The sequence below is a fragment of the Pseudomonas sp. PDM16 genome (genome assembly GCF_014851865.1).
Taxonomy (GTDB): domain Bacteria; phylum Pseudomonadota; class Gammaproteobacteria; order Pseudomonadales; family Pseudomonadaceae; genus Aquipseudomonas.
Genome location: NZ_JACVAM010000006.1, coordinates 65,441 through 89,960 on the forward strand (window position 1 = coordinate 65,441; position 24,520 = coordinate 89,960).

Sequence of the window (24,520 nt, forward strand, 5' to 3'; positions counted from 1 at the left end):
GTGCGCTTACTCCTGCGGGGCAAGAGCCTCGCGCAGGCGGGCGATGGCGACATCCAGCGCGGCGGCATCGGCGAAGACCGGGCTCTCGCCGACCAATTCGCCATCCAGCCAGAGGGAGAAAGCCTGTCCTGCAGCACGCACATCCAGCGCCTCGCCGGACTGCAGGCGCTTGCTGGCCTGGCCGGCAGCCTTGCCATCGGCGAAGGATTTCGACAGCAGCAGCTGCTCGCCGGTGGCGTCCAGCAGGCGGAAGCGGAAGCTGCTGTCCTCGTCGCGGAAGCTGACGAAGCGCGCGCTCTTGGCCGCCTTCTTCTTCTCGCCACCGGCGGCCTGGACCTGCTCGCGGAAAGAGCGCAGGCCGACCGCCTCGCGCAGCTCGCCGAGGAACGGTGTGGCGATCTTGCGTGCCTTGGCTGCACCTGCCAGGAGGATGTCTTCCAGGTCGGCAGGGCGGGCGATCAGCGCGTTGTAGCGCTCGCGAGCTTCGCCCAGCTCATTCTCCAGCAGCTGATACAGGCGATTCTTCGCCTCGCCCCAGGCCAGACCACCTTCCAGCTCGGCACGGAACTCGGCTTGCTGCGCCTGGGAGGCGAACGCCTGGTACAGGGTGAACAGGTGCGAACCGTCGGCATCCTTGGGCTCGCCCGGCAGTTTGGAGTCAGTGACGATGCGCGCGACGGCGTCCTTGAGCTGCTTGGCGGTGCCGAACAGCGGGATGGTGTTGTCGTAGCTCTTGCTCATCTTGCGGCCGTCGAGGCCCGGCAAGGTCGCCACTTCTTCCTCGATCACCGCCTCAGGCAGGGTGAACAGCTCCTTGCCGGCGCCGAACAGGTGGTTGAAGCGCTGACCGATGTCGCGCGCCATCTCCACGTGCTGGATCTGGTCGCGGCCGACCGGCACCTTGTGCGCGTTGAACATCAGGATGTCCGCCGCCATCAGCACCGGGTAGCTGAACAAGCCCATGGTGATCCCGGCATCCGGGTCTTCACCGGCCTCGACGTTCTTGTCCACCGAGGCCTTGTAGGCGTGGGCGCGGTTGAGCAGACCCTTGCCGGCGACACAGGTGAGCAGCCAGCACAGCTCGGGGATCTCGGGGACGTCGGACTGGCGGTAGAAGGTCGCCTTGTCGGTATCCAGCCCCAGCGCCAGCCAGGTGGCAGCAATCTCCAGGCGCGAGCGCTGGATCCGCGCCGGGTCATCGCACTTGATCAGAGCGTGGTAGTCGGCAAGGAAATAGAAGGAATCGGCGTCGGCGGCGCGGCTGGCGACGATGGCCGGGCGAATCGCGCCGGCGTAGTTGCCCAAGTGCGGAGTGCCGGTAGTGGTGATGCCGGTAAGGATACGGGTGCTCATCTGGGTATTCGCTTCAACTTATTGGAGGCGGGGCTGGACCAGCTCTTTCAGCTCGGGCAGCTTGCCGTGAAAAAAGTGGCCGCATTCTGCCACCTTCAGCAGCTCATGAGCACGCGGCAGAGCCGCCGACCAGGCGTAGACCTCTTCAGGCTCAACCACCTCGTCCTGCTCCGGCTGCACCACCACCAGCTCGCCACCTTGCGGCAGATGCTCGGGCGCCTGCAGGCGGTGCACGGCCGGTGCGACCATGAACAGCCGGGGAATGGCGACGCCCTGGTCTTCCAGACGCCCAGCCAGGGCGCCGGCAACGAAACCGCCGAAGGAGAAACCGAGCAGGGTCAGCGGCACCTCGGGGTACTGCTGGCGCAACCAGTGCGCCACCGCCTCGGCGTCATCCACCTCGCCGCAGCCCATGTCATGGCTGCCGGCACTGGCGCCGACACCGCGGTAGTTGAAGCGCAGGGTGTGGTAGCCCATGTCGCGCACCGAGCGCTGCAAGGTGGAGACCACCTTGTTGAGCATGGTGCCGCCCTGGACCGGGTTGGGATGGCAAATCAGGGCAACGCCCTGGGCGTCCGGCACTTCACAGAACAGGGCTTCGAGCTGGCCGCAGGGGCCGTCGAGCAGCAGAGGGGTTTCGCGGATCAACAGCAGGAACTCCGTGACCCCGGGCAGGGTCGACACGTCTTGGTTAGGCACATCGCACAACAGGGCTTTGTCGCGGTATACAGCGCCGGCGAGAGCCGCTACCGTAAAACAAAGCCGCTTTCAGAGGAAGGACTCGTGGAACAATCGCTCACCCCCTGGCTGTTGCCGGCCATCGCCCTGCTGGTTGGCGTCGCCGTTGGCTTCTTGGCCGCGCGCCTTCTGCCCAACGCCGCCCCTGGCCGCACCCAGCGCCAGCTGGACGAGCTGCAGCAACGCTTCGACAGCTACCAGAGCGAGGTAGTGACCCACTTCAACACGACCGCCAGCCTGGTGAAGAAGCTCACCCAGAGCTATCAGGACGTACAGGAACACCTGTCCCACGGTGCCAACCGCCTGGCCGCCGACGAGCAGACCCGGCAGCGCCTGCTCGCCGCGCTCAACGCCGATGACAACAAGGCACCACGTGAGCGCCTCACCCCCCCGAAAAGCACCGAGGCCCCCAAGGACTATGCCCCAAAAGAGCCGGACAGCCCCGGCATGCTGGACGAGAACTTTGGCCTGAAACGCTGATTTAGCGACACATGAAAGAAGCCCCGCTCAGTGCGGGGCTTTTTATTGGGCAAGCGAGATCAGGTTAGCGCCGGCCAAAGACTTCTCCATCCCAAGGGCAGCACCCAAGGCCCATCGCCCCCAGCGCAATGCATACAGTCAGCTAAATAAAAAAGCCCCGCACCGGGCGGGGCTCCTCAAAGACGGCAGATCAGATCGCGCCGCGGCTACGCAGCACGTCCAGCACCAGCTTGACGCCCTCTTCCACCGACACGCTCTGGGTGTCGATCACCAGATCGGCATTCAGCGGGATGTCGTACGGGAAGGACTCGCCCGGGATGTTGTCGCCAGCGGCGGCATACAGGCCCTGCGGATCACGCTCAGCGCAGACCTGCGGCGAAGCCTGAACGTACACGGTGACCAGGCGATCGTTGCCGATCAGCGCCTTGGCCTGTTCGCGGCCTTCGGCATCCGGAGCGACGAATGCGGCCAGGGTCAGCAGGCCGGCTTCGTTGAACTGGCGCGCCACATGCGCGGCACGACGCCAGTTCTCGGTGCGCCCGGCGCGGTCCTGCGGCAGCCCCTTGTTCAGGTCGTGGCGCAGGTTCTGGCCATCCAGCACGTAGACGGCGCGGCCCATGTCGAACAGCTTGCGCTCGACGGCGTAGGCCAGGGTGCTCTTGCCTGCGCCGGACAGGCCGCTGAACAGCACGGTGGCCGGCTGCTGGCCGAAGCGTGCGGCACGCTCCTCGCTGCCGACATGCCCGACAGTGTCGCGATGACCATGGCCAGCCTGCGGCGCGGCGATGATCATGCCGGCGCCGACGGTGCCGTTGGTCAGGCGGTCGATGACGATGAAGGCACCGGTGGTGCGGTTCTGCCCGTAGCCGTCGAGGGCGATCGGCGCATCCAGAGCGATCTTGACCTTGGCGATCTCGTTCAGCTGCAGGCTGCTGGTGGCGGTCTCTTCCAGGGTGTTCACATCGACCTTGTGGGCGATGCTCGGAATCGAGCCCGGCACGTAGCTGGTGGCGCGCTTGATGTCGTATTTCTTGCCCGGCAGCATCGGCTCCTCGGACATCCACACCAACATGGCCTCGAAGCTGTCGGTGACCTGCGGACGGTTGTCGGCATGCACCAGCATGTCGCCACGCGATACGTCGATCTCGTCTTCCAGGGTCAGGGTGATCGCCTGGCCCGGACCAGCCTGCTCCAGCTCACCCTCGAAAGTGACGATGGACTTGACCTTGCTGCCCTTGCCCGACGGCAGGGCGATGACTTCATCGCCCTTGCGCACGATGCCACTGGCCAGGGTGCCGGCGAAGCCACGGAAGTTCAGGTTCGGGCGGTTGACGTACTGCACCGGGAAGCGCATGTCGTCGAGATTACGGTCGCCGGAGACTTCCACGGTCTCGAGGATTTCCATCAGCGACTGGCCGCTGTACCAGGGCGAGCGCTCGGACTTGTTGACCACGTTGTCACCCTTCAGCGCCGACATGGGGACGAAGTGCAGCGAATTGGTCTTCAGGTTGATCTTCTCGGCGAACTGCAGGTAGTCAGCCTTGATCTGCTCGAACACGCCCTCGTCGAAGCCCTTGAGGTCCATCTTGTTGATGGCGACGACGATGTGCTTGATGCCCAGCAGCGACGCGATGAAGCTGTGGCGCTTGGTCTGGGTCTGCACGCCGTAACGGGCGTCGATCAGGATGATGGCCAGGTCGCAGTTGGACGCGCCGGTGGCCATGTTGCGGGTGTACTGCTCATGGCCGGGGGTGTCGGCGATGATGAACTTGCGCTTGGTGGTACTGAAGTAGCGGTAGGCCACGTCGATGGTGATGCCTTGCTCGCGCTCGGCCTGCAGACCGTCGACCAGCAGCGCCAGGTCGATGTCCTCACCGGTGGTGCCGACTTTCTTCGAGTCCTTGGTGATGGCATCCAGATGGTCTTCATAGATCATCTTGGAGTCATGCAGCAGGCGGCCGATCAGCGTGCTCTTGCCGTCATCGACGTTGCCGCAGGTGAGAAAACGCAGCAGCTCTTTACGCTCGTGCTGGGCCAGATAGGCGAGGATGTCTTCGCTGATCAGTTCGGATTGGTGCGACATAATTAGAAGTACCCCTGACGTTTCTTCTCTTCCATCGAACCGGAAGAGTCATGGTCGATAACTCGGCCTTGGCGCTCAGAGGTTTTGGCCAACAGCATTTCTTGAATGATTTCCGGCAGGGTGCTGGCAGTGGACTCCACGGCGCCAGTCAGCGGGTAGCAGCCCAGAGTACGGAAGCGCACCATCTTCTTGTGGATGCTGGCTTTCTGCTCAGGGGTGAGATGCTCGAGGATGCGCTCGTCGTCGATCATGATCAGCGCGCCGTTCATCTCGATCACTTCGCGCTCTTCGGCGAAGTACAGCGGCACGATCGGGATCTGCTCCAGATAGATGTACTGCCAGATATCCAGCTCGGTCCAGTTGGACAGCGGGAAGACGCGAATCGACTCGCCTTTCTTGACGTTGCCGTTGTACACGTTCCACAGCTCGGGACGCTGGTTCTTCGGGTCCCAGCGGTGCTTGCTGTCGCGGAAGGAATAGACGCGCTCTTTGGCGCGGGATTTTTCTTCGTCGCGGCGCGCGCCACCGAAGGCGGCGTCGAAGCCGTACTTGTCCAGCGCTTGCTTGAGGCCCTCGGTCTTCATCACGTCGGTGTGCTTGGCACTGCCGTAGGTGAAGGGGTTCATGTCCTGCGCCACACCATCGGGGTTGGTGTGGGTGATCAGGTCCAGACCGTACTCTTTGACCATCTTCTCGCGGAAGCTGTACATCTCCTGGAATTTCCAGCGAGTGTCCACGTGCATGACCGGGAACGGCAGCTTGCCGGGGAAGAACGCCTTGCGCGCCAGGTGCAGCATCACGGCGGAATCTTTACCGATGGAATACAGCATCACCGGGTTGTCGAACTCGGCGGCCACTTCACGAATGATGTGGATACTCTCCGCCTCGAGCTGTTTCAGGTGCGTCAGTTTGTCGAGCATGGCTTATCACAATCAGGGATGGACGGCCGGCGGGCCGTGGACGAGGGCGCACTCTAGCACAGCGCCTTCTTCTATTCAGGAAGCCTGTTAGATCGAAACGATCTATGCATATGACCGATTTTCAGACCGGATTCGGGCAGTCGATAAACAGGTGTTCGATGGCGAAACGGCGCGCCAGATAGTCGCCCAATGCCTGCACACCGTAGCGCTCGGTGGCATGATGGCCGGCGGCAATGAAACTGATGCCATTCTCCCGCGCGCTGTGGAAAGTCTGCTCCGAGGCTTCGCCTGTCAGATACAGATCGACTCCGGCAGCGACGGCGTTGTCTATGTACCCCTGTCCGCCACCGCTGCACCAGCCAATACGGCGCACCATACCCTCACCTTCCACCAGCAGAGGTTCACGCCCCAATACCTCCTGCACACGACGAGCGAAGTCGCGCGCGCCCATTGGCTCGACCAGCGAGCCAAGCAGACCAACTACCTTCGGGCTGCTCGGGTCGAGCGGGGCTTCCACCGTGATATCCAACTGGCGAGCCAGCTGCACGTTGTTGCCAACCTCGGCATGCACATCCAGAGGCAGATGGTAGGCCAACAAACTGATGTCGTTACCCAGCAGGGTCTGCAGACGGCGGCGCTTCATTCCGGTGATGCAGGCATCCTCGCCCTTCCAGAAGTAACCGTGGTGCACCAGCACCACATCGGCCTCAGCCTCTACGGCAGCGTCCAGCAGCGCCTGGCTGGCAGTCACCCCGCTGACGATACGGCGCACCTGCGGCCGCCCTTCGACCTGCAGGCCGTTGGGACAATAATCGCTGATGCGCGCGGAATCGAGAAAGCGGTCGGCTTCCGCGACCAGAGTGGTCAGGGCGATGGCCATGGATATTCCTCATCAATCTGTTGCGGGCGCTGCCCTTCCTGCTGGCTGCACCTCTATAATGCCGCCACCTTAAGGGCCCACTCGGACCCTCGCAACCCTCAGGATTCCATATAGATGTTCAAGGCCCTGCGCTTCCTGGGCTGGCCCCTGCTGGTCGGCCTGCTGCTGGCACTGCTGCTGATCCAGCGCTACCCGCAATGGGTCGGCCTGCCTGGTAACGAAGTGCGCCTGCAGCAAGCCCCGCGCTACGGCATCGCCCAGGAAGGCCCGGTGTCCTACGCCGACGCGGTGAGCCGTGCGGCGCCAGCAGTGGCCAACCTGTACACCACCAAGATGGTCAACAAGTCGTCCACCCACCCACTGCTGGAAGACCCAGTGTTCCGCCGCTTCTTCGGCGACAACCTACCCAAGCAGCGGCGCATGGAGTCGAGCCTGGGTTCGGCGGTAATCATGAGCCCGGAAGGCTACCTGCTGACCAACAACCACGTGGTGGCGGACGCCGACCAGATCGTGGTGGCGCTCAAGGACGGCCGCGAAACCCTGGCCCGACTGATCGGCAGTGACCCGGAGACCGACCTTGCGGTCCTCAAGATCGACCTGACGAACCTGCCGGCCATCACCCTCGGCCGTTCCGACCAGATCCAGATCGGCGACGTCACCCTGGCCATCGGCAACCCCTTCGGCGTCGGCCAGACCGTGACCATGGGCATCATCAGTGCCACCGGTCGCAACCAACTAGGCCTGAACACCTACGAAGACTTCATCCAGACCGACGCGGCGATCAACCCTGGCAACTCAGGCGGCGCGCTGGTGGACGCTCATGGCAATCTGATCGGCATCAATACCGCGATCTTCTCCAAGTCCGGCGGCTCCCAAGGCATTGGCTTCGCCATTCCGGTGAAGCTGGCACGCGACGTTATGAAGGCAATCATCGAGCAGGGCCAGGTGATCCGCGGCTGGCTGGGCATTGAAGTGCAAGCGCTGACGCCGGAACTGGCCGAGTCGTTCGGCCTGCAGGGGCGCGCCGGTATTCTGGTGGCCGGCATCTATCGAGGCGGCCCGGCACAGAAGGCCGGCCTGCAGCCAGGCGACCTGATCCTCAAGATCGGCGACGAGGCTGCGATCGACGGCCGCCGCTCGATGAACCAGGTCGCGCGCACCCAACCGGGAGAAAAGATAGCCCTGGAAGTGTTGCGCGGCGGCGAGACGCTGAAGTTGACCGCAGAGATCGGTGTGAGGCCCCCAGCCGAAGTGCAGCAACCTCAGCAACCGTAAATGAAAAAGGCGCCCCACAGGGCGCCTTTTTGTTACGGCCTCTACTTAGAGCTCTTGCCCCAGGGCATCCAGCAACGCCTGGTTCTGCTCGGGGTTGCCGATGGTGATGCGCAGGAACTGGGCGATGCGCTGCTGCTTGAAGTGCCGCACGATCACGCCGTGCGCGCGCAGCGCCGCGGCCAGTTCGCCGGCATCCTTCTGCGGATGACGGGCGAAGATGAAGTTGGCCGCCGACGGCAGTACTTCGAAGCCCAGGCCGGAGAGCGCGCTAACCACCTGCTCGCGGCTGTCGATGACCTTCTGGCAGGTCTCGCGGAAATAGGCCTCGTCCTCGAAGGACGCTGCCGCACCGACGATGGCCATACGATCCAGCGGGTAGGAGTTGAAGCTGTTCTTGATCCGCTCCAGCGCCTCGATCAGGTCCGGATGGCCGACCGCAATGCCGACCCGCAGGCCGGCCAGCGAGCGCGACTTGGACAGTGTCTGGGTCACCAGCAGGTTCGGATACTTGTCCACCAGCTTGATCGCGGTCTCGCCACCGAAGTCGATATAAGCCTCATCCACCACCACCACACTGTCCGGGCTGCCCTGCAGCAGGCGCTCGACGGCTTCCAGCGGCAGCAGGCAGCCGGTCGGTGCGTTGGGGTTGGGGAAGATGATCCCGCCATTCGGCCGCGCATAGTCCTCGGTACGGATCTGGAACTGCTCGTCCAGCGCCAGCGCCTCGTAGGGAATGCCGTACAGGCCGCAATAGACCGGGTAGAAGCTGTAGGTCACATCGGGGAACAGCAGCGGCTTGCCGTTCTGGAACAGGCCATGGAAAGCGTGGGCCAGCACCTCGTCTGAGCCATTGCCGACGAACACCTGGGCGGTGCTCACGCCGTAGTAGTCGGCGACCGCCTGCTTCAGGCGGTCGCTGTTCGGGTCCGGGTACAGGCGCAGGTTGTCGCCCAGCTCGGCCTGCATGGCCGCGACAGCCTTGGGCGACGGGCCGTAGGGGTTCTCGTTGGTGTTGAGCTTGACCAGCTTGGCCAGTTTCGGCTGCTCACCCGGCACGTAGGGCACCAGGTCCTTGACGAAGGGGCTCCAGAATTTGCTCATCTGCCCTTCTCTCCTCGAATTCATTCAGTTTGCGTAGGGTGGAAAACCGCGAAGCGTTTTCCACCAGACAAAACAGCCCTCAGGGCTTGATACGGTACTCGGCGCTGCGCGCATGCGCGGTCAGCGACTCGCCACGAGCCAGCACGGACGCAACCTTGCCCAGCTCGGAGGCGCCCTCGGCCGAGCAATGGATGATCGACGAACGCTTCTGGAAGTCGTACACACCCAGCGGCGAGGAGAAGCGCGCAGTACCGGAGGTCGGCAGCACGTGGTTCGGCCCGGCGCAGTAGTCGCCCAACGCTTCCGCGGTGTAGCGGCCCATGAAGATAGCGCCGGCATGGCGGATCTGCGGCAGGTACTGCTCGGGGTTCTCTACCGACAGTTCCAAGTGCTCCGGCGCGATGCGGTTGGCCACCTCGATGGCCTGAGCCATGTCGGCGACCTGGATCAACGCGCCGCGGCCTTCCATGGAAGTACGGGCGATGGTCTCGCGCTCCAGGGTCGGCAGCAGCTTGGCGATGCTCTCGGCCACGCGGTCGAGGAAGGCGGCATCCGGGCTAACCAGGATGGCCTGGGCGTCCTCGTCGTGCTCGGCCTGGGAAAACAGGTCCATGGCGATCCAGTCCGGGTCGGTATGGCCGTCGCAGACCACCAGAATCTCCGACGGGCCGGCGATCATGTCGATGCCGACCTTGCCGAACACGTGACGCTTGGCAGTGGCCACATAGATGTTGCCCGGCCCGACTATCTTGTCCACCGGCGGCACGCTCTCGGTGCCGTAGGCCAACGCAGCTACGGCCTGGGCGCCACCGATGGTGAACACGCGGTCGACACCAGCGATGGCAGCGGCGGCGAGGACGATCTCGTTGATCTCGCCGCGCGGAGTCGGCACCACCATGACCACTTCCGGCACGCCGGCGACCTTGGCGGGAATCGCGTTCATCAGTACCGAGGACGGATACGACGCCTTGCCGCCCGGCACATACAGGCCAGCGCGGTCCAGCGGGGTGACCTTCTGACCCAGCACCGTGCCGTCGGCCTCGGTGTAGGTCCAGGAATCCTGCCTCTGACGCTCGTGGTAGATACGCACGCGCTCGGCAGCCTTCTCCAGCGCCGCGCGCTGCTCGGCGCTGATACGAGTCAGGGCCAGCTCCAGGCGCTCGCGCGGCAGGATCAGGTCAGCCATGGCGGCGACCTGCAGGCCATCGAACTTCTCGGTGAACTCGACCAGGGCGGCATCACCACGCTCGCGCACGGCCTTGATGATGTCCAGCACGCGCTGGTTGACCGCATCGTCCGACACACTTTCCCAGCTCAGCAGATGATCCAGATGTCGTGCGAAGTTCTGGTCAGCGGCATTGAGTCGGCGGATGGCGGTAGGAGCGGTCATAGCGGGCCTCTTGATTGGCTATTACTCAGGCGCCCGTAGAGTACCAGCCGCTCCGCGCGGGCACCTGAGAATTCTGGCTATGACACGGATAGGCGCGTGCGGCGCAGGGCCGCACTGGAGGTATCAGCGTTGGTGTCGGGATTCGACGGCGTTGCGCAGGGTCTCGATCAGCGCCTGGATGCGGCCATGCTGCATCTTCATCGAGGCCTTGTTGACGATCAGGCGCGAGCTGACATGGGCGATCAGCTCCTGGGGCTCCAGACCGTTAGCACGCAGGGTGTTGCCAGTGTCGACCACGTCGATGATCTTGTCGGCCAGGCCGACCAGCGGTGCCAGCTCCATGGAGCCGTACAGCTTGATCACGTCGACCTGACGGCCTTGTTCGGCATAGTACCGCTTGGCCACGTTGACGAACTTGGTGGCCACGCGCAGACGGCCTTTCGGCTCCGGCGCACCGACCTTGCCGGCGGTCATCAGCTTGCACTTGGCAATCTGCAGGTCCAGCGGCTCGTACAGGCCCTGGCCGCCGTACTCCATCAGCACGTCCTTGCCGGCCACGCCGAGGTCGGCGGCGCCGTGCTCGACATAGGTCGGCACGTCGGTGGCGCGCACAATCAGCAGTTGCACATCATCCTGAGTGGTCGGGATGATCAGCTTGCGGCTCTTTTCCGGATTCTCAGTCGGCTCGATGCCTGCCGCAGCAAGCAGCGGCAGGGTGTCGTCGAGAATGCGGCCCTTGGACAGCGCGATGGTCAGCATGAAATGCCCTTACTAGCCCGGCACGCGGCGGATCTTGGCGCCGAGCAACTGCAGTTTTTCCTCGATGCACTCGTAACCACGGTCGATGTGGTAGATGCGGTCGATCAGGGTCTCGCCCTCAGCGACCAGTGCGGCGATCACCAGACTGGCGGAAGCACGCAGGTCGGTAGCCATGACCGGTGCGCCCTTGAGTGCCGGCACGCCAGTAACGATGGCAGTGTTGCCTTCGACCAGGATCTGCGCGCCCATGCGGTTCATCTCGTAGACGTGCATGAAGCGGTTCTCGAACACCGTCTCGATGACGGTGCCGGTACCCTCGGCGATGGCGTTGAGGGAGATGAACTGGGCCTGCATGTCGGTCGGGAAGGCCGGATACGGCGCGGTGCGCACGTTGACGGCTTTCGGGCGCTTGCCCTTCATGTCCAGCTCGATCCAGTCCTTGCCGGTGGTGATCTCAGCGCCAGCTTCCTGCAACTTGGCCAGTACGGCCTCAAGGATGGTCGGATCGGTGTCTTTCAGCTTGACCCGGCCACCGGTAGCGGCCGCGGCCACCAGGTAGGTACCGGTTTCGATACGGTCGGGCATCACGCTGTAACGACCACCACCGAGGCGCTCGACGCCATCGATGACGATGGTGTCGGTGCCGGCACCACTAACCTTGCCGCCCATGGCGTTGATGAAGTTGGCCAGGTCGACTACTTCCGGCTCACGCGCGGCGTTTTCCAGCACGGTACGGCCCTTGGCCAGGGCCGCGGCCATCATGATGTTCTCGGTACCGGTCACGCTGACGATATCGAAGAAGAAGTGCGCGCCACGCAGGCCGCCTTCCGGCGCCTTGGCCTTGATGTAGCCGCCCTCGACGTCGATCTTCGCGCCCATGGCTTCCAGGCCACGGATATGCAAGTCGACCGGACGCGAACCGATGGCGCAACCGCCAGGCAGCGCCACCTCGGCTTCACCGAAGCGGGCGACCATCGGGCCGAGCACGAGGATCGAGGCGCGCATGGTCTTCACCAGTTCATACGGTGCGACCAAGGTCTTGATGCTGCTGGCGTCGACTTCGACGCTGAGCTTCTCGTCGATGATCGGCTGCACGCCCATACGGCCGAACAGCTCGATCATGGTGGTGATGTCGTGCAGGTGCGGCAGGTTGCACACGGTGACCGGGGTATCGGCCAGCAAGGTGGCAGCGAGAATCGGCAGGGCGGAGTTCTTCGCACCGGAGATACGGATTTCGCCATCGAGGCGGATACCGCCGGTAATAATCAGTTTGTCCATTCGGATCTCGATCTCGCTGCCCGCAGGCTCAGGAACGCTCGGCCCAGGCGGCCTGGCTGAAGAATTTCATGGTCACGGCGTGGATGGCGCCACTGGCAATCCACTCGTTGAGGTGGGCGTAGATCTGTTGCTGGCGCTTGACCGGGCTGAGTGCAGCCAGCTCGTCGCTGATCAGGTTCAGCTGGAAATTGCAGCCTTCACCCTCCACCTCGACAACGGTGTCGGGCAGCTTCGCCTCCAGGAGGTTCTTAACTTCTACGGCCTGCATGCTCAACCTCGATCGGCGCAAAAGGAATCAGGCGCGGGCCATGGCTCGCGGGCCGGCCATGATACAAAAAAGCCCCCCTCCTGCGAAGCCCGGCAGGACGGAGGGCTTCTCAGCCATTCAAGCAGATAGGGCGAGCAGCTCGTGCAGCCCGGAAACCCTAGCGATACCCTGCATATCCTGTGGCAGACCGCGAACAGCAAGAGTCTTACCGGCCGCCCTGGCATCGCGCATAAATGCCAGAACTAGGGACAAACCTACGCTGCTGGACTTCTCTACTGCCGAGCAATCGAGCACCAACTTCTGGGCCGAGCTCGCCTGAATCAGCTCACGGCCCTGCTCACGCAGGGCTGGACCGCTGCGATAGTCGAGAACACCAGCGAGCAACAACTCGCTACCAGCACCCTGACGAATCACGGCGTCGCTCATTGACCGCCCGCCTGCTGACCTTCGGCACTTTCCTTGGCCTTGGCCACAACCGCACCCCAGCCATCGATAGTCTTGTCGAGATCATTGCCGTTGCGCTGCATGCTGTCGGCGAACTGGTCGCGGAATAGCTTGCCGACGTTGATACCGTTGATGATCACGTTACGCAGCTTCCATTGCCCATCAATCTGCACCATGGTGTAGGAGACCGGATACACCGCACCCTTACCGTCCTTGACCTCCATGCCGACGCTGGCACGATCGGCGCCGTCGGCCTTGGCTGGCAACACACGGATGCTCTGATTGTCGTACTCAAGCAGCGCATTGCCGTAGAACTGCATCAGACCACGCTTGAAGTTTTCCTCGAAACGCTTGATCTGCGCGTCACTGGCCTTGCGCGAGTACTTGACGGTCATGATGCTGCGCGAGATGCCTTCGCTGTCGACTACCGGACCAAGAATACGCTCCAAGGAGTCGTAAAAAGTCTCCGGACTTTGCTTGTAGGCCGCCTTATTGGCTTCCAGATCGGCCAGCAACTCGTCTGTGGTGCCCTTGACCACGTCATAAGCTCCGGGGGCAGCAACAGCCGCCAGTGGCAGGCTAGCCAGCAGCACTATCAGGCCGCGGCGCAGGAGAGTGAACATGCTCATTTGCTTTCCTTATTCACCGAGTTCATCAGGAACTTGCCAATCAGGTCCTCCAGCACCAGCGACGATTGGGTGTCATGGATGGTGCTGCCATCCTTGAGCAGATCCTCCTCGCCACCGACGCTCAACCCGATGTATTTCTCGCCCAGCAGGCCCGCAGTGAGAATGGAGGCCGTCGAGTCCATCGGCAGATTGTCGACACGCTTCTCGATCTCCATGGTCACGCGACCGGTATAACTGTCGCGATCCAGATCGATGGCCGTCACCTTACCAATGGTCACTCCCGCCATGGTCACCTTGGCCCTAGTGGTAAGACCGGCGATGTTGTCGAAGTTCGCATAAAGCTTGTAGGTATCGCCGGCATTACCGGCCGAAAGGCCGCTGACCCGCAGGGCGAGCAGCAGCAGGGCCAGCAATCCGGCCAGCAGGAACAGGCCGACGCCGATTTCCAGGGAGCGGCTTTGCATCAGAGATCTCCAAACATCAGGGCGGTCAGAATAAAGTCGAGGCCGAGTACGGCGAGGGACGCATACACCACGGTCTTGGTCGTGGCACGACTGATCCCCTCGGAGGTTGGCTCGCAGTCGTAGCCCTGGAACACGGCGATCCAGGTAACGACGAAGGCGAACACCATGCTCTTGATCACGCCGTTGAGCACATCCTCGGTGAATTGCACGCTGTTCTGCATGTTCGACCAGAACGAGCCTTCATATACACCCAGCCAGTCGACAGCGACCATGGCGCCACCCCAGATGCCGACCACGCTGAAGATCGCGGCCAGCAGCGGCATGGAGATGAAGCCGGCCCACAGGCGTGGCGCGATGATGTACTTCAGGGGATCGACACCGATCATTTCCAGGCTGGACAGCTGCTCGGTCGACTTCATGTTGCCAATCTCGGCAGTCAACGCCGAACCCGCTCGCCCTGCGAACAGCAGGCCGGTAACCACCGGACCGAGTTCACGCAGCAGAGTCAGCGCAACCATCTGCCCCACTGCCTGCTCGGAACCATAGCTGGTCAGGATGTTGTATCCCTGCAGAGCCAGCACCATGCCGATGAACAGACCGGCCACCACGATAATCGGCAGCGACAGCACACCTACCGAGTAAAGTTGGCGAATCAACAACTGGCCGCCGTTGCGCAACCCACCCTGACCGAACAGGGAACTGATCAGGAACAGGGTAGAGCGCCCCATGGACTGGACCACGTCGATACCGGCACGACCGAGCAAAGCGATGCGTTCGAGAGGGGACTTCCTACGCATCAGCGAGCTCCCAGCAGATCGTCGAGATAATTCGGGGCCGGGTAGTGGAAAGGAACCGGACCATCTGGAATTCCTTTCATGAACTGCTGGATACGCGGGTTATCCGAACTCATCAGCTCTGCAGGAGTACCCTGACCCAGTACCTGTCCATCGCCCACCACACAGAGGTAGTCGGCAATGCTGGCGGTCTCGGCCAGATCATGGGAAACCACGATGCTGGTGATGCCAAGGGCATCGTTGAGCAGCCGGATCAGGCGTACCAGAACCCCCATGGCGATGGGATCCTGACCGACGAACGGCTCGTCATACATGAGAATCTGCGGATCCAGCGCAATGGCCCGAGCCAAAGCCACCCGCCGTTTCATGCCACCCGACAGCTCGTCCGGCATCAACTCCACCGCACCGCGCAGGCCTACGGCCTGCAGCTTCATCAGCACAATGTCCCGAATCATCTCGTCCGGCAGGCGGGTATGCACGCGCAAGGGAAAAGCTACGTTCTCGAACACGTCGAGGTCGGTAAACAAAGCGCCACTCTGAAACAGAACGCCGAACTGCTTGCGCATGTCGAACAGGTCGGCGCGCGAGAGCGTAGGCAGGTTCTGCCCGTTGACCCAGACTTCGCCACGAGCGGGCCTCAACTGAGCAGCAATAAGGCGCAGCAACGTAGTCTTGCCGCAGCCTGAAGGCCCCATGATGCCGGTGACCTTGCCACGGGGAATACGAATATCGACGTTATCAAAGATGTTGCGCGCACCGCGCTTGAAGGTGAGCCCCTTCAACTCGACGGCATAGGCATTATCGGCGCTCATCCAAACTCCTTGAGATGCGGCCCTCCCTGGACAGACGCAAGCTCCTACGGCAGAGACACTTCGCCGCGGCTAGGCCAAACAGGGCGCGGAATATATCACCGGCACCATTACACACCCAAGGTACTGCAACTTTTTCATAACAATTGGTCACAAGATACGCTCGCTGCCGACTGAGCCACGTGAGCAACAACGCCTTTGCCGTTATACTCCTCGCCTTTTAAGCCGAGTAACACGATCTCTACATGAACCAGACCCGCGATCTGATCCAGTCAGCACAGCGCACCATCCGTCTCGAGGCAGACGCGGTGGAGAGCCTGCTCGAGCGTATCGATGCAGACTTTGTTAGCGCCTGCGAAATGATCCTGAATTGCACGGGGCGCGTGGTCGTGGTCGGCATGGGCAAGTCTGGGCATATCGGCAACAAGATCGCCGCGACGCTGGCCAGCACAGGCACCCCATCCTTCTTCGTACATCCGGCCGAGGCCAGCCACGGCGACATGGGCATGATCACCAAGGATGACGTAGTACTGGCTCTGTCCAACTCAGGCTCCACCGCCGAGATCGTCACCCTGCTGCCCCTGATCAAGCGCCTCGGCATCCGTTTGATCAGCATGACCGGCAACCCCGAATCGCCGCTGGCCAAGGCCGCCGAAGTCAACCTAGACGCCCGTGTAGCCCAGGAGGCCTGCCCGCTGAACCTGGCACCGACCTCCTCCACCACTGTCTCTCTGGTGATTGGAGATGCCCTGGCTATCGCCCTACTGGAAGCCCGCGGCTTTACCGCCGAAGACTTCGCCTTCTCCCATCCAGGCGGAGCTCTCGGCCGCCGCCTTCTGCTCAAGGTCGAGAACGTGATGCACTCGGGCGAGCGCTTGCCCCTCGTAGCGCGCGGCACCTCACTGCGCGACGCGCTGCTTGAAATGACCCGGAAGGGACTGGGCATGACCGTGATCGTCGAGGCCGATGGCAAGCTGGCTGGGATATTCACCGACGGCGACCTGCGCCGCACCCTGGACAAGGGCGTCGATGTACGCGAGGCGAGCATCGACCAAGTGATGACCGTTCACGGCAAGACCGCCCGCGCCGAGATGCTCGCGGCCGAGGCGCTGAAGATCATGGAGGATCACAAGATCAATGCGCTGGTGGTGGTGAATGGCGAGGACAAGCCAGTCGGCGCCCTCAACATGCACGATCTGCTGCGCGCCGGAGTCCTGTAAATGACCACCGATCTGCTGCAACGCACCAAAGCTATCAAACTAGCCATCTTCGACGTCGACGGCGTGCTCACCGACGGCAAGCTGTACTTCCTAGTCGACGGCAGCGAGTTCAAGACCTTCAACACCCTGGACGGTCATGGCATCAAGATGTTGATCAACTCGGGGGTACGCACTGCCATCATCAGTGGACGCAAGACCCCAGTAGTCGAGCGCCGCGCGCAGAACCTCGGCATTCAGCATCTGTACCAGGGACGCGAGGATAAACTCGTCGTGCTGGACGAGCTGCTCGGCGAACTGGGCCTGAGCTATGAGCAGGTCGCCTACCTGGGCGACGACCTACCCGACCTACCGGTGATTCGCCGCGTCGGCCTCGGGATGGCCGTAGCCAGTGCCGACGGCTTCGTCCGCCAGCACGCCCATGGCGTGACCAGCGCGCGCGGGGGCGAAGGCGCGGCACGCGAGTTCTGCGAACTGATCATGCGCGGCCAAGGCACGCTCGAAGCGGCCCAGGCGGCCTATCTCTAGGACTTCCCATGAACGGAAAGCTGCGCAACTACGTCATGGCCCTGGTGGCGATTGCCCTAATCGGCGCTCTCGGCTACTGGAATATCCAGCCTGAGAGTTTTCTTGATAAAAAAGCGGCGACCGAGGCCGAGAACACCATCGATTTCTATGTTGTCGGTGCGAGCACACGGCAATTCCAGGAAGACGGCAAGCTGCGCTACGAGATGACGTCCTCCAAGGTCGAGCATATCAAGGCGACAGATGTGACCCTTCTGGACAAGCCAGACCTGCAGCTCTACCGGGGCACTCAATTTCCTTGGCACGTGCGCAGCGACAAGGGTGAAGTAGCCCCTGCCGGCAAGCAGGTCGAACTCATAGATAACGTGCGGATAGCGCGCACCGATGCCAAGAACCGGCCAACGGTAATCACCAGCAGCCGAGTTACAGTGTTTCCCGACGAAGAATATGCTCAGACCCAGCAAGCCGTTAGAATCGAGGCTGCCAACGGGGTGACCACGGCACAGGGAATGAAAGCGTACATGAACGACGGCAAGATCGACTTGCTGTCCAACGTAAGAGGCCAGCATGAGGTTCGTTAAAACCTTCCCCCTACTGCTCAGCCTGGGCGCCGCGCTCGGAAGCGCCAGCGCCTGGGCCCTGCCCAGCGACCGCGACCAACCGATCCGGGTGCAGGCGGACAGCGCTGAACTGGACGACAAGCAAGGTGTGGCCGTCTATCGCGGTGGAGTGGTGATCACTCAGGGCACCCTGAAGATCACCGGCGACACCGTAACCATCACCCAGGATGCCAACGGCGAGATCGACGTATTCACCTCGGTGGGCCATCCGGCCTACTACGAGCAGAAGCCATCCGTGGATAAGGACATCGTCAAGGCCTACGGCAAGACCATCCAGTATTTCGCGACCAATGAGCGCATCGTATTGATCGATCAGGCCAAGGTGATCCAGCAGGGCAATACCTTCGAAGGCGAGAAGATCGTCTACGACACCCAGCGTCAGATCGTCAACGCCGGCCGAGCCACAGGTAGCAACGTATCGATGCCGCGACCACGTATCGACATGATCCTGCAGCCCCGCAAGAAAGGCGACCAGCCGGGGCAGGCGCAGTAATGGCAACACTCAAAGCTCAGCACCTGGCCAAGAGCTACAAGGGTCGTCAGGTGGTTCGTGATGTAAGCCTGTCCATCGACAGCGGCCAGATCGTCGGCCTGCTCGGCCCCAACGGCGCAGGCAAGACCACCTGCTTCTACATGATCGTCGGCCTGGTCCAGGCCGATCAGGGCCGCGTACTGATCGACAGCCAAGACATCAGCCACCAGCCCATGCATGGTCGAGCGCGCTCCGGCATCGGCTACCTGCCCCAGGAAGCCTCGATCTTCCGCAAGCTGAGCGTCGCCGACAACATCATGGCCATTCTCGAGACTCGCAAGGACCTCGACCGGGCCGGCCGGCAGGGCGCCCTGGAGTCCCTGCTGCAGGAATTCCACATCAACCATATCCGCGATAGCCTCGGCATGAGCCTGTCCGGCGGCGAACGTCGCCGCGTGGAGATCGCCCGCGCCCTGGCCACCGAGCCGAAGTTCATCCTGCTCGACGAACCTTTCGCCGGCGTGGACCCGATATCGGTCGGCGACATCAAGCAGATCATCCACCACCTCAAGGCCAAGGGCATCGGCGTACTGATCACCGATCACAACGTACGGGAGACCCTGGACATCTGCGAGACCGCCTACATCGTCAATGACGGGCAGCTGATCGCCGAGGGCGATGCCGAGGCCATCCTGGCCAACCAACTGGTCAAAGAAGTCTATCTCGGACACGAATTCCGCCTCTGAACCCGAGCCCCACCCAAGGGCTTGCGCAAAGGGCTAGAATCATTCAAGGTCAGGCATATAATTTGCTTCCTAGGGCGGCTCGCCGCCCTGCAGTGGATGGCGCCACGCGCCGGCAAGTGAACAAGGTATCCAGCCCCACACCATGAAACCGTCGCTAGTCCTCAAAATGGGCCAGCAGCTGACGATGACACCGCAGCTGCAACAAGCCATTCGCCTCCTCCAGCTCTCAACCCTGGATCTTCAGCAGGAAATCCAGGAAGCGCTGGAGTCCAATCCCATGCTGGAGCGCCAGGAGGAAGGCGAAGACTTCGACAATTCCGATCCCATGGCCGATGCCGCCGAACAGGCCGGCCCACCCCAGCAGGACAGCTCCAACTTCCAGGACAGCACCGTTGCGGTAAACAACAACGAGAGTGCGGAAGACGGCGAGTGGCACGACCGCATTCCTAGCGAACTGCCCGTCGACACCGCCTGGGAAGACGTCTACCAGACAAGTGCCAGCAGCCTGCCAAGCAACGATGATGACGAGTGGGACTTCACCACGCGCACTTCTGCTGGCGAGAGCTTGCAGAGCCACCTACTGTGGCAGCTCAACCTGGTACCCATGTCCGATACCGACAAACTGATCGGCGTCACCATCATCGACTGCATCAACAATCAGGGTTACCTGGAAGAAACGATCGATGAGATCGTCGAATCCTTCGACCCGGAATTGGAGATCGAGGCCGACGAGGTCGAGGCTGTACTGCGTCGTATCCAGCATTTCGAACCCGCTGGAATCGGAGCGCGGGATCTGCGCGAATGCCTGCTTCTGCAGTTGCGCCAGATGCCACCCAGCACCCCGTGGCTGGGCGAAGCCCAGAAACTCGCCGGCGAGTATCTCGACCTACTCGGCGGTCGAGACTACAGCCAGCTGATGCGCCGTATGAAGCTCAAGGAAGATGAGCTGCGCCAGGTAATCGAGCTGATCCAGAGCCTCAACCCGCGCCCAGGCTCGCAGATCGAGGCCAGCGAACCAGAGTACGTGGTGCCCGACGTGATCGTGCGCAAGCACAACGAGCGGTGGCTGGTGGAGCTGAACCAGGAGGCGGTACCGCGCCTACGCGTCAACCCGCAGTACGCCGGCTTCGTCCGCCGCGCCGACTCCAGTGCCGACAACACCTTCATGCGCAACCAGCTGCAGGAGGCACGCTGGTTCATCAAGAGCCTGCAGAGCCGCAACGAGACCCTGATGAAGGTGGCGACGCAGATCGTCGAGCACCAGCGCGGTTTCCTCGACTACGGTGACGAGGCCATGAAGCCCCTGGTCCTGCATGACATCGCCGAGGCGGTGGGTATGCATGAGTCGACCATCTCGCGTGTCACCACGCAGAAGTTCATGCATACCCCACGTGGCATCTACGAGCTGAAGTACTTCTTCTCCAGCCACGTCAGCACGTCGGAAGGCGGCGAATGCTCGTCCACCGCAATCCGCGCCATCATCAAAAAACTGGTGGCGGCGGAAAACGCGAAAAAGCCGTTGAGCGACAGCAAGATCGCTGGTTTACTGGAGGCACAGGGCATTCAGGTAGCCCGCCGCACCGTCGCCAAGTACCGCGAATCGCTCGGCATCGCGCCGTCCAGTGAACGCAAGCGACTGATGTAAGCGGCCCTGAGCGGAAGGTTTTCTGCACACCGATCGAGCGCCGGATACCCTGCCATGGGGAAGCCACGGCCCGCAGTGCAGCAACCTCCAAGCCAGCGTGTTTCGGCGGCAGGTACGACAGCCTGTCTCTTACACAAGGCAACAAGGAGATGCGTTATGCAAGTCAACATCAGTGGACATCAACTGGATGTGACCGACGCCCTGCGTGACTACGTCGGCGAGAAGTTGAGCCGGCTGGAACGCCATTTCGACAAGATCACCAACGTGCAGGTCATCATGGAGGTCGAGAAGCTGAAGCAGAAGATCGAAGCTACCCTGCACATTGCCGGCGGCGAAATCGTGGCCAACGCCGAACACGAAGACATGTACGCCGCCATTGACCTGCTGACCGACAAACTCGACCGCCAACTGATCAAGCACAAGGAAAAGCAGCTGGGTCGCCTGCAAGGCGCCACCGCTCGCTGATAGCCCCTCTCAGATGATCCGACTCGAAACCATTCTGACTCCCGCACGTTCCCTGGTGAGCGTGCCGGGAGGCAGCAAGAAACGTGTACTCGAACAGATTGCCAATCTGGTCGCCCGCGATCTCACCGATCTGGACGCCCAGGACATCTTCGAAAACCTGATCGCCCGCGAGAAGCTCGGCTCCACCGGCTTCGGCAACGGCATCGCCATTCCCCATTGCCGCCTGGCTGGATGTAACGCACCGATCAGCGCAGTTCTGCATCTGGATGCGGCAGTGGATTTCGACGCCATCGACGGTGCTCCGGTAGACCTGCTGTTCGTGCTGCTGGTCCCGGAAGCCGCGACCGACGAACACCTGGAGCTGCTGCGCCAGATTGCCAGCATGCTCGACCGCAGCGAAGTCCGTGAGCGTCTGCGCCAGGCGCAGAGCAACGAGAGCCTGTACCAGGTTGTGGTCGACGTACAGAACGGCCATTGAGCATGGGGGCGGCATGCGTCTGATCATCGTCAGCGGACGTTCCGGCTCGGGCAAGAGCACCGCCCTCGATGTGCTGGAAGACAACGGTTTCTATTGCATCGACAACCTTCCTGCGGGCCTGCTGCCAGACCTGGCCGAGCGAGCCCTGCTGCAGACAGAGCTGCTGCACCCCCAGGTTGCCGTTTCCGTGGATGCACGCAACCTGCCGAGCCAGCTCAAGCGTTTTCCAGAGCTGCTCGATGAGGTCCGTGCACGCCATATCCGCTGCGATGTGCTTTACCTCGACGCCGATGAAGAGACGCTGCTCAAGCGCTTCTCGGAGACCCGCCGACGCCACCCACTGACCAATGAAGATCGCGCCCTGGCCGAGGCCATTCGTGACGAGGCGCAGTTGCTCGCGCCCATCATCGATCTCGCCGACCTGAAGATCGACACCACTCACCTGAACCTCTACCAGCTGCGCGACATCATCAAGCTGCGCCTGCTCAACCAGCCGGAACCGGGTACCGCCTTCTTGGTCGAATCGTTCGGCTTCAAGCGGGGCATGCCGGTGGACGCCGACCTTGTGTTCGACGTGCGCTGCCTGCCCAACCCGTACTGGAAACCGGACCTGCGAGACATGTCCGGGCTTGAAGCGCCAGTAGCCGAATACCTGGCTGCGCAAGCGGATGTAGAGGAGATGTATCAGGACATTTACGCCTACCTGAACAAGTGGCTACCGCGCTTCGCCGCCAGCAATCGCTCCTACGTGACTATCGCTATCGGCTGCACCGGCGGCCACCACCGCTCGGTGTACCTGGCCAATCGCCTGGGCGAAGCCCTGAAACCCGTATTGAAGAATGTCCAGGTTCGCCACCGCGACCTTGGCTAAGGACCGCAATGCCCTCTCGCGAGATCACCATCGTCAACAAGCTCGGCCTGCATGCCCGCGCCGCTGCCAAATTCGTCGGCGTGGCCAGTGCCTTCCCCTGCCAGATTCGAGTCGGCCGGACCGCGGAAAGCCAGGTGGATGGCAAGAGCATAATGTCAGTGATGATGTTGGCAGCCGGCAAGGGCACCATCCTGCTCCTGTCCAGTGAAGGTGAGCGAGACGAAGAAGCTCTGGATGCCCTCGTCGCCCTGATCGACAACAAGTTCGACGAGGGCGAATAGCGCTTCAGCCCAGCGCAGTATCCAGCACCATCATCAGGCAGAAGCCTGCTGCCAGCCCCATGCTGGCCTCCGTGGCGTATCCCTTGCGGTGAGACTCGGGAATGATCTCGTGAACCACGGCGAACAGCATGGCACCAGCCGCCAGCGCCAGCCCCCACGGCAGCAACAACGCAGAAACGCCCACCAGCCAGGCACAGAGCACCGCGAACAGCGGCTCGACAAGGCCAGACGCCGCGCCTATCAACAGTGCCTTACCCCGCCCCATCCCTCCGCCGACCAGCACCAAGGCGATGATCAGCCCCTCGGGCAGATCCTGCAGGGCGATACCCATGGCCAGGGAGTCCGCCCCGTCCAGCCCGGCACCAGCAGACACACCGACTGCCATGCCTTCCGGGATGTTGTGTAGAACGATAGCCACCACGAACAGCAGGATATTCGGCGCCAATACCTGCAGCTCCCCATTGGCCGCACGCATCTGCACTTCAGGCAGGCAACGTCCCAGGCCGAACAGCGCACCGGCACCGATCAGCAGACCGAGGCTGGCGAGAAACCCGGCACCCCACTTGGAGAAGCCTAGGCTTTCGGCCGCGCCCAACGCAGGGATCAGCAAGGAGAATACAGTAGCGGCCAGCATCACACCGCCGCCGAAACCCAGCAGGGTATCGGCGAATCGGGTCGAGATGCTGCGCATGAACAGCACCGGCAATGCTCCCAGCGCCGTGCCCAAGGCGCACAGCAAGCCACCTTGCAGCGCTCGCCAGATCTGCGGCTCGATCACCTGCTCGGCCACCGTACTGGCCTGCAGCAGCAGGCTGCAGCCGAGCAGCACCAGCGAGAAGCCGATCAGATAGCGCAAGGTCCGACCTCCGGTCGAAGAAGAGCTCTGCAACATGCCGTTCACGCTCCGCTCATCCGGCCGACAGGGCATCGCGGTAGCGGCGCGCCACCTCATGCCAATCGACCACGTTGTAGAAGGCGCCGATGTATTCCGGTCGGCGGTTCTGATAGCGCAGGTAGTAGGCGTGCTCCCACACATCCAGCCCGAGGATCGGCGTATTGCCGTGCATCAGAGGGCTGTCTTGGTTGGCACTGCTTTCCACCACCAGATGTTTGTCCGGGGTAACGCTGAGCCATGCCCAACCACTGCCGAAGCGGCTCAGCGCAGCCTTGGTGAAGGCCTCCTTGAACGCCGCAAAACCACCTAACTGCGCCTCGATCGCCCCAGCCAGCTCGCCTCTCGGCTCACCGCCACCGGAGGGTGCCATTACCGTCCAGAACAGGGTGTGGTTAGCATGCCCACCGCCTTGGTTTATCACTGCGGCGTGCAGCGCCTGCGGCAGCTCGGCCAGGCGCGCCAGTAGCTGTTCCACCGGCCACTCGACATAGGACGACCCTTCGAGCGCGGCGTTCAGGTTGTTGATGTAGGTCTGGTGGTGCTTGCTGTGATGGATTTCCATGGTTTGCGCATCAATGTGCGGCTCCAGAGCATCGTAGGCATAGGGCAACGCTGGCAGGCTATGAGGCATGTGGTTCTC

Annotated in this window: 29 protein-coding genes; 12 read left to right on the forward strand and 17 right to left on the reverse strand. The window is 62.4% G+C overall.

Features of this window, described 5'->3' with window-relative positions; genetic code table 11:
- Positions 1-6: 6 nt before the first annotated feature.
- Entirely contained in the window at positions 7-1,353 is a 1,347-nt protein-coding gene (locus IB234_RS19740) for a tryptophan--tRNA ligase (RefSeq protein WP_192321163.1), read from the reverse strand.
- Positions 1,354-1,371: 18 nt separating this feature from the next.
- Positions 1,372-2,004 (reverse strand): alpha/beta hydrolase, encoded by a 633-nt coding sequence (locus IB234_RS19745; protein ID WP_192321537.1) that lies wholly within the window; start codon positions 2,002-2,004, stop codon positions 1,372-1,374.
- Between the two features lie 132 nt (positions 2,005-2,136).
- Between IB234_RS19745 and IB234_RS19750 the strand changes: the two genes are divergently transcribed.
- The gene (locus IB234_RS19750) at positions 2,137-2,571 is read left to right on the forward strand and encodes a YhcB family protein (RefSeq protein ID WP_192321165.1); all 435 of its coding nucleotides are present in this window, start codon (positions 2,137-2,139) and stop codon (positions 2,569-2,571) included.
- A 190-nt stretch (positions 2,572-2,761) separates the two neighbouring features.
- Here IB234_RS19750 and cysN read toward each other — a convergent pair whose 3' ends face one another.
- The 3 genes from cysN to IB234_RS19765 form a co-directional block, all read right to left on the reverse strand.
- The gene (cysN, locus tag IB234_RS19755; RefSeq protein WP_192321168.1) at positions 2,762-4,654 is read right to left on the reverse strand and encodes a sulfate adenylyltransferase subunit CysN; all 1,893 of its coding nucleotides are present in this window, start codon (positions 4,652-4,654) and stop codon (positions 2,762-2,764) included.
- Positions 4,655-4,656: 2 nt separating this feature from the next.
- Positions 4,657-5,574, reverse strand: a complete 918-nt coding sequence (gene cysD / locus IB234_RS19760) for a sulfate adenylyltransferase subunit CysD (RefSeq protein ID WP_043309127.1) — start codon at positions 5,572-5,574, stop codon at positions 4,657-4,659.
- Positions 5,575-5,695: 121 nt separating this feature from the next.
- Positions 5,696-6,454: a Nif3-like dinuclear metal center hexameric protein gene (locus IB234_RS19765; protein ID WP_192321170.1), complete on the reverse strand. Its 759-nt coding sequence runs from the start codon at positions 6,452-6,454 to the stop codon at positions 5,696-5,698.
- 114 nt (positions 6,455-6,568) lie between these two features.
- Here IB234_RS19765 and algW point away from each other — a divergent pair, with 114 nt between their 5' ends.
- Entirely contained in the window at positions 6,569-7,729 is a 1,161-nt protein-coding gene (algW, locus tag IB234_RS19770) for a Do family serine endopeptidase AlgW (RefSeq protein ID WP_192321172.1), read from the forward strand.
- A gap of 45 nt (positions 7,730-7,774) precedes the next feature.
- Here algW and hisC read toward each other — a convergent pair whose 3' ends face one another.
- The 10 genes from hisC to IB234_RS19820 all read right to left on the reverse strand — a co-directional run bounded on the left by hisC (position 7,775) and on the right by IB234_RS19820 (position 15,668).
- Positions 7,775-8,830 carry a histidinol-phosphate transaminase gene (gene hisC, locus IB234_RS19775; RefSeq protein ID WP_192321174.1) on the reverse strand — a complete coding sequence of 352 codons (1,056 nt, stop codon included), beginning with the start codon at positions 8,828-8,830 and terminating at the stop codon, positions 7,775-7,777.
- Positions 8,831-8,909: 79 nt separating this feature from the next.
- On the reverse strand, positions 8,910-10,220 hold the full coding sequence (gene hisD, locus IB234_RS19780; protein WP_192321176.1) for a histidinol dehydrogenase: 1,311 nt from the start codon (positions 10,218-10,220) through the stop codon (positions 8,910-8,912).
- Between the two features lie 123 nt (positions 10,221-10,343).
- On the reverse strand, positions 10,344-10,979 hold the full coding sequence (gene hisG / locus IB234_RS19785; RefSeq protein WP_192321178.1) for an ATP phosphoribosyltransferase: 636 nt from the start codon (positions 10,977-10,979) through the stop codon (positions 10,344-10,346).
- Between the two features lie 12 nt (positions 10,980-10,991).
- Positions 10,992-12,257, reverse strand: coding sequence for a UDP-N-acetylglucosamine 1-carboxyvinyltransferase (gene murA / locus IB234_RS19790; protein ID WP_137974936.1), 1,266 nt, complete (start codon positions 12,255-12,257; stop codon positions 10,992-10,994).
- Positions 12,258-12,285: 28 nt separating this feature from the next.
- A complete protein-coding gene (locus IB234_RS19795) occupies positions 12,286-12,525 on the reverse strand; it encodes a BolA family protein (RefSeq protein ID WP_192321180.1) in 240 nt (79 codons plus the stop codon).
- A gap of 117 nt (positions 12,526-12,642) precedes the next feature.
- Positions 12,643-12,951 carry a lipid asymmetry maintenance protein MlaB gene (locus IB234_RS19800; RefSeq protein WP_192321182.1) on the reverse strand — a complete coding sequence of 103 codons (309 nt, stop codon included), beginning with the start codon at positions 12,949-12,951 and terminating at the stop codon, positions 12,643-12,645.
- The gene (locus IB234_RS19805) at positions 12,948-13,592 is read right to left on the reverse strand and encodes a phospholipid-binding protein MlaC (protein WP_192321539.1); all 645 of its coding nucleotides are present in this window, start codon (positions 13,590-13,592) and stop codon (positions 12,948-12,950) included. Before IB234_RS19805 ends, IB234_RS19800 begins: the two co-directional genes overlap by 4 nt.
- Positions 13,593-13,594: 2 nt before the next feature.
- A complete protein-coding gene (mlaD, locus tag IB234_RS19810; protein WP_192321186.1) occupies positions 13,595-14,062 on the reverse strand; it encodes an outer membrane lipid asymmetry maintenance protein MlaD in 468 nt (155 codons plus the stop codon).
- On the reverse strand, positions 14,062-14,859 hold the full coding sequence (mlaE, locus tag IB234_RS19815) for a lipid asymmetry maintenance ABC transporter permease subunit MlaE (protein WP_192321188.1): 798 nt from the start codon (positions 14,857-14,859) through the stop codon (positions 14,062-14,064). Before mlaE ends, mlaD begins: the two co-directional genes overlap by 1 nt.
- Positions 14,859-15,668, reverse strand: a complete 810-nt coding sequence (locus IB234_RS19820; protein WP_192321190.1) for an ABC transporter ATP-binding protein — start codon at positions 15,666-15,668, stop codon at positions 14,859-14,861. Before IB234_RS19820 ends, mlaE begins: the two co-directional genes overlap by 1 nt.
- Before the next feature lie 242 nt (positions 15,669-15,910).
- Here IB234_RS19820 and IB234_RS19825 point away from each other — a divergent pair, with 242 nt between their 5' ends.
- From IB234_RS19825 to IB234_RS19870, 10 genes are all read left to right on the forward strand, one after another.
- On the forward strand, positions 15,911-16,885 hold the full coding sequence (locus IB234_RS19825) for a KpsF/GutQ family sugar-phosphate isomerase (RefSeq protein WP_192321192.1): 975 nt from the start codon (positions 15,911-15,913) through the stop codon (positions 16,883-16,885).
- A complete protein-coding gene (locus IB234_RS19830; protein ID WP_192321195.1) occupies positions 16,886-17,410 on the forward strand; it encodes a KdsC family phosphatase in 525 nt (174 codons plus the stop codon). It abuts the gene before it with no gap.
- Between the two features lie 8 nt (positions 17,411-17,418).
- Positions 17,419-17,988: an LPS export ABC transporter periplasmic protein LptC gene (lptC, locus tag IB234_RS19835; protein WP_192321197.1), complete on the forward strand. Its 570-nt coding sequence runs from the start codon at positions 17,419-17,421 to the stop codon at positions 17,986-17,988.
- Positions 17,975-18,520: a lipopolysaccharide transport periplasmic protein LptA gene (lptA, locus tag IB234_RS19840; protein WP_192321200.1), complete on the forward strand. Its 546-nt coding sequence runs from the start codon at positions 17,975-17,977 to the stop codon at positions 18,518-18,520. Before lptC ends, lptA begins: the two co-directional genes overlap by 14 nt.
- Positions 18,520-19,245 carry an LPS export ABC transporter ATP-binding protein gene (gene lptB, locus IB234_RS19845; RefSeq protein ID WP_192321202.1) on the forward strand — a complete coding sequence of 242 codons (726 nt, stop codon included), beginning with the start codon at positions 18,520-18,522 and terminating at the stop codon, positions 19,243-19,245. Before lptA ends, lptB begins: the two co-directional genes overlap by 1 nt.
- 142 nt (positions 19,246-19,387) lie before the next feature.
- Positions 19,388-20,890 (forward strand): RNA polymerase factor sigma-54, encoded by a 1,503-nt coding sequence (locus IB234_RS19850; RefSeq protein WP_192321204.1) that lies wholly within the window; start codon positions 19,388-19,390, stop codon positions 20,888-20,890.
- A 156-nt stretch (positions 20,891-21,046) separates the two neighbouring features.
- Positions 21,047-21,355, forward strand: coding sequence for a ribosome hibernation-promoting factor, HPF/YfiA family (hpf, locus tag IB234_RS19855; RefSeq protein ID WP_021701305.1), 309 nt, complete (start codon positions 21,047-21,049; stop codon positions 21,353-21,355).
- 13 nt (positions 21,356-21,368) lie between these two features.
- Positions 21,369-21,833 (forward strand): PTS IIA-like nitrogen regulatory protein PtsN, encoded by a 465-nt coding sequence (ptsN, locus tag IB234_RS19860; RefSeq protein ID WP_192321206.1) that lies wholly within the window; start codon positions 21,369-21,371, stop codon positions 21,831-21,833.
- A gap of 13 nt (positions 21,834-21,846) precedes the next feature.
- Positions 21,847-22,704, forward strand: coding sequence for an RNase adapter RapZ (rapZ, locus tag IB234_RS19865; protein WP_192321208.1), 858 nt, complete (start codon positions 21,847-21,849; stop codon positions 22,702-22,704).
- 8 nt (positions 22,705-22,712) lie between these two features.
- Positions 22,713-22,985 (forward strand): HPr family phosphocarrier protein, encoded by a 273-nt coding sequence (locus IB234_RS19870; RefSeq protein ID WP_192321210.1) that lies wholly within the window; start codon positions 22,713-22,715, stop codon positions 22,983-22,985.
- Positions 22,986-22,989: 4 nt separating this feature from the next.
- On the opposite strand, the gene IB234_RS19875 is transcribed toward IB234_RS19870, so the two are convergent.
- Positions 22,990-23,877, reverse strand: a complete 888-nt coding sequence (locus IB234_RS19875) for a ZIP family metal transporter (protein ID WP_192321541.1) — start codon at positions 23,875-23,877, stop codon at positions 22,990-22,992.
- A 16-nt stretch (positions 23,878-23,893) separates the two neighbouring features.
- Positions 23,894-24,511 carry a superoxide dismutase gene (locus tag IB234_RS19880; RefSeq protein WP_192321212.1) on the reverse strand — a complete coding sequence of 206 codons (618 nt, stop codon included), beginning with the start codon at positions 24,509-24,511 and terminating at the stop codon, positions 23,894-23,896.
- Positions 24,512-24,520: the final 9 nt, after the last annotated feature.

Coding starts and splice junctions, on each gene's coding strand:
- IB234_RS19870 (WP_192321210.1), top strand. CDS start 22,713: ATGCCCTCTCGCGAGATCACCATCGTCAACAAGCTCGGCCTGCATGCC.
- IB234_RS19850 (WP_192321204.1), top strand. CDS start 19,388: ATGAAACCGTCGCTAGTCCTCAAAATGGGCCAGCAGCTGACGATGACA.
- IB234_RS19880 (WP_192321212.1), bottom strand. CDS start 24,511: ATGCCTCATAGCCTGCCAGCGTTGCCCTATGCCTACGATGCTCTGGAG.
- cysN (WP_192321168.1), bottom strand. CDS start 4,654: ATGTCGCACCAATCCGAACTGATCAGCGAAGACATCCTCGCCTATCTG.
- lptA (WP_192321200.1), top strand. CDS start 17,975: ATGAGGTTCGTTAAAACCTTCCCCCTACTGCTCAGCCTGGGCGCCGCG.
- IB234_RS19875 (WP_192321541.1), bottom strand. CDS start 23,877: ATGTTGCAGAGCTCTTCTTCGACCGGAGGTCGGACCTTGCGCTATCTG.
- ptsN (WP_192321206.1), top strand. CDS start 21,369: ATGATCCGACTCGAAACCATTCTGACTCCCGCACGTTCCCTGGTGAGC.
- hpf (WP_021701305.1), top strand. CDS start 21,047: ATGCAAGTCAACATCAGTGGACATCAACTGGATGTGACCGACGCCCTG.
- lptC (WP_192321197.1), top strand. CDS start 17,419: ATGAACGGAAAGCTGCGCAACTACGTCATGGCCCTGGTGGCGATTGCC.
- mlaD (WP_192321186.1), bottom strand. CDS start 14,062: ATGCAAAGCCGCTCCCTGGAAATCGGCGTCGGCCTGTTCCTGCTGGCC.
- IB234_RS19740 (WP_192321163.1), bottom strand. CDS start 1,353: ATGAGCACCCGTATCCTTACCGGCATCACCACTACCGGCACTCCGCAC.
- hisD (WP_192321176.1), bottom strand. CDS start 10,220: ATGACCGCTCCTACCGCCATCCGCCGACTCAATGCCGCTGACCAGAAC.
- hisC (WP_192321174.1), bottom strand. CDS start 8,830: ATGAGCAAATTCTGGAGCCCCTTCGTCAAGGACCTGGTGCCCTACGTG.
- lptB (WP_192321202.1), top strand. CDS start 18,520: ATGGCAACACTCAAAGCTCAGCACCTGGCCAAGAGCTACAAGGGTCGT.
- mlaE (WP_192321188.1), bottom strand. CDS start 14,859: ATGCGTAGGAAGTCCCCTCTCGAACGCATCGCTTTGCTCGGTCGTGCC.
- IB234_RS19820 (WP_192321190.1), bottom strand. CDS start 15,668: ATGAGCGCCGATAATGCCTATGCCGTCGAGTTGAAGGGGCTCACCTTC.
- IB234_RS19765 (WP_192321170.1), bottom strand. CDS start 6,454: ATGGCCATCGCCCTGACCACTCTGGTCGCGGAAGCCGACCGCTTTCTC.
- IB234_RS19805 (WP_192321539.1), bottom strand. CDS start 13,592: ATGTTCACTCTCCTGCGCCGCGGCCTGATAGTGCTGCTGGCTAGCCTG.
- IB234_RS19795 (WP_192321180.1), bottom strand. CDS start 12,525: ATGCAGGCCGTAGAAGTTAAGAACCTCCTGGAGGCGAAGCTGCCCGAC.
- cysD (WP_043309127.1), bottom strand. CDS start 5,574: ATGCTCGACAAACTGACGCACCTGAAACAGCTCGAGGCGGAGAGTATC.
- murA (WP_137974936.1), bottom strand. CDS start 12,257: ATGGACAAACTGATTATTACCGGCGGTATCCGCCTCGATGGCGAAATC.
- IB234_RS19800 (WP_192321182.1), bottom strand. CDS start 12,951: ATGAGCGACGCCGTGATTCGTCAGGGTGCTGGTAGCGAGTTGTTGCTC.
- hisG (WP_192321178.1), bottom strand. CDS start 10,979: ATGCTGACCATCGCGCTGTCCAAGGGCCGCATTCTCGACGACACCCTG.
- algW (WP_192321172.1), top strand. CDS start 6,569: ATGTTCAAGGCCCTGCGCTTCCTGGGCTGGCCCCTGCTGGTCGGCCTG.
- rapZ (WP_192321208.1), top strand. CDS start 21,847: ATGCGTCTGATCATCGTCAGCGGACGTTCCGGCTCGGGCAAGAGCACC.
- IB234_RS19825 (WP_192321192.1), top strand. CDS start 15,911: ATGAACCAGACCCGCGATCTGATCCAGTCAGCACAGCGCACCATCCGT.
- IB234_RS19830 (WP_192321195.1), top strand. CDS start 16,886: ATGACCACCGATCTGCTGCAACGCACCAAAGCTATCAAACTAGCCATC.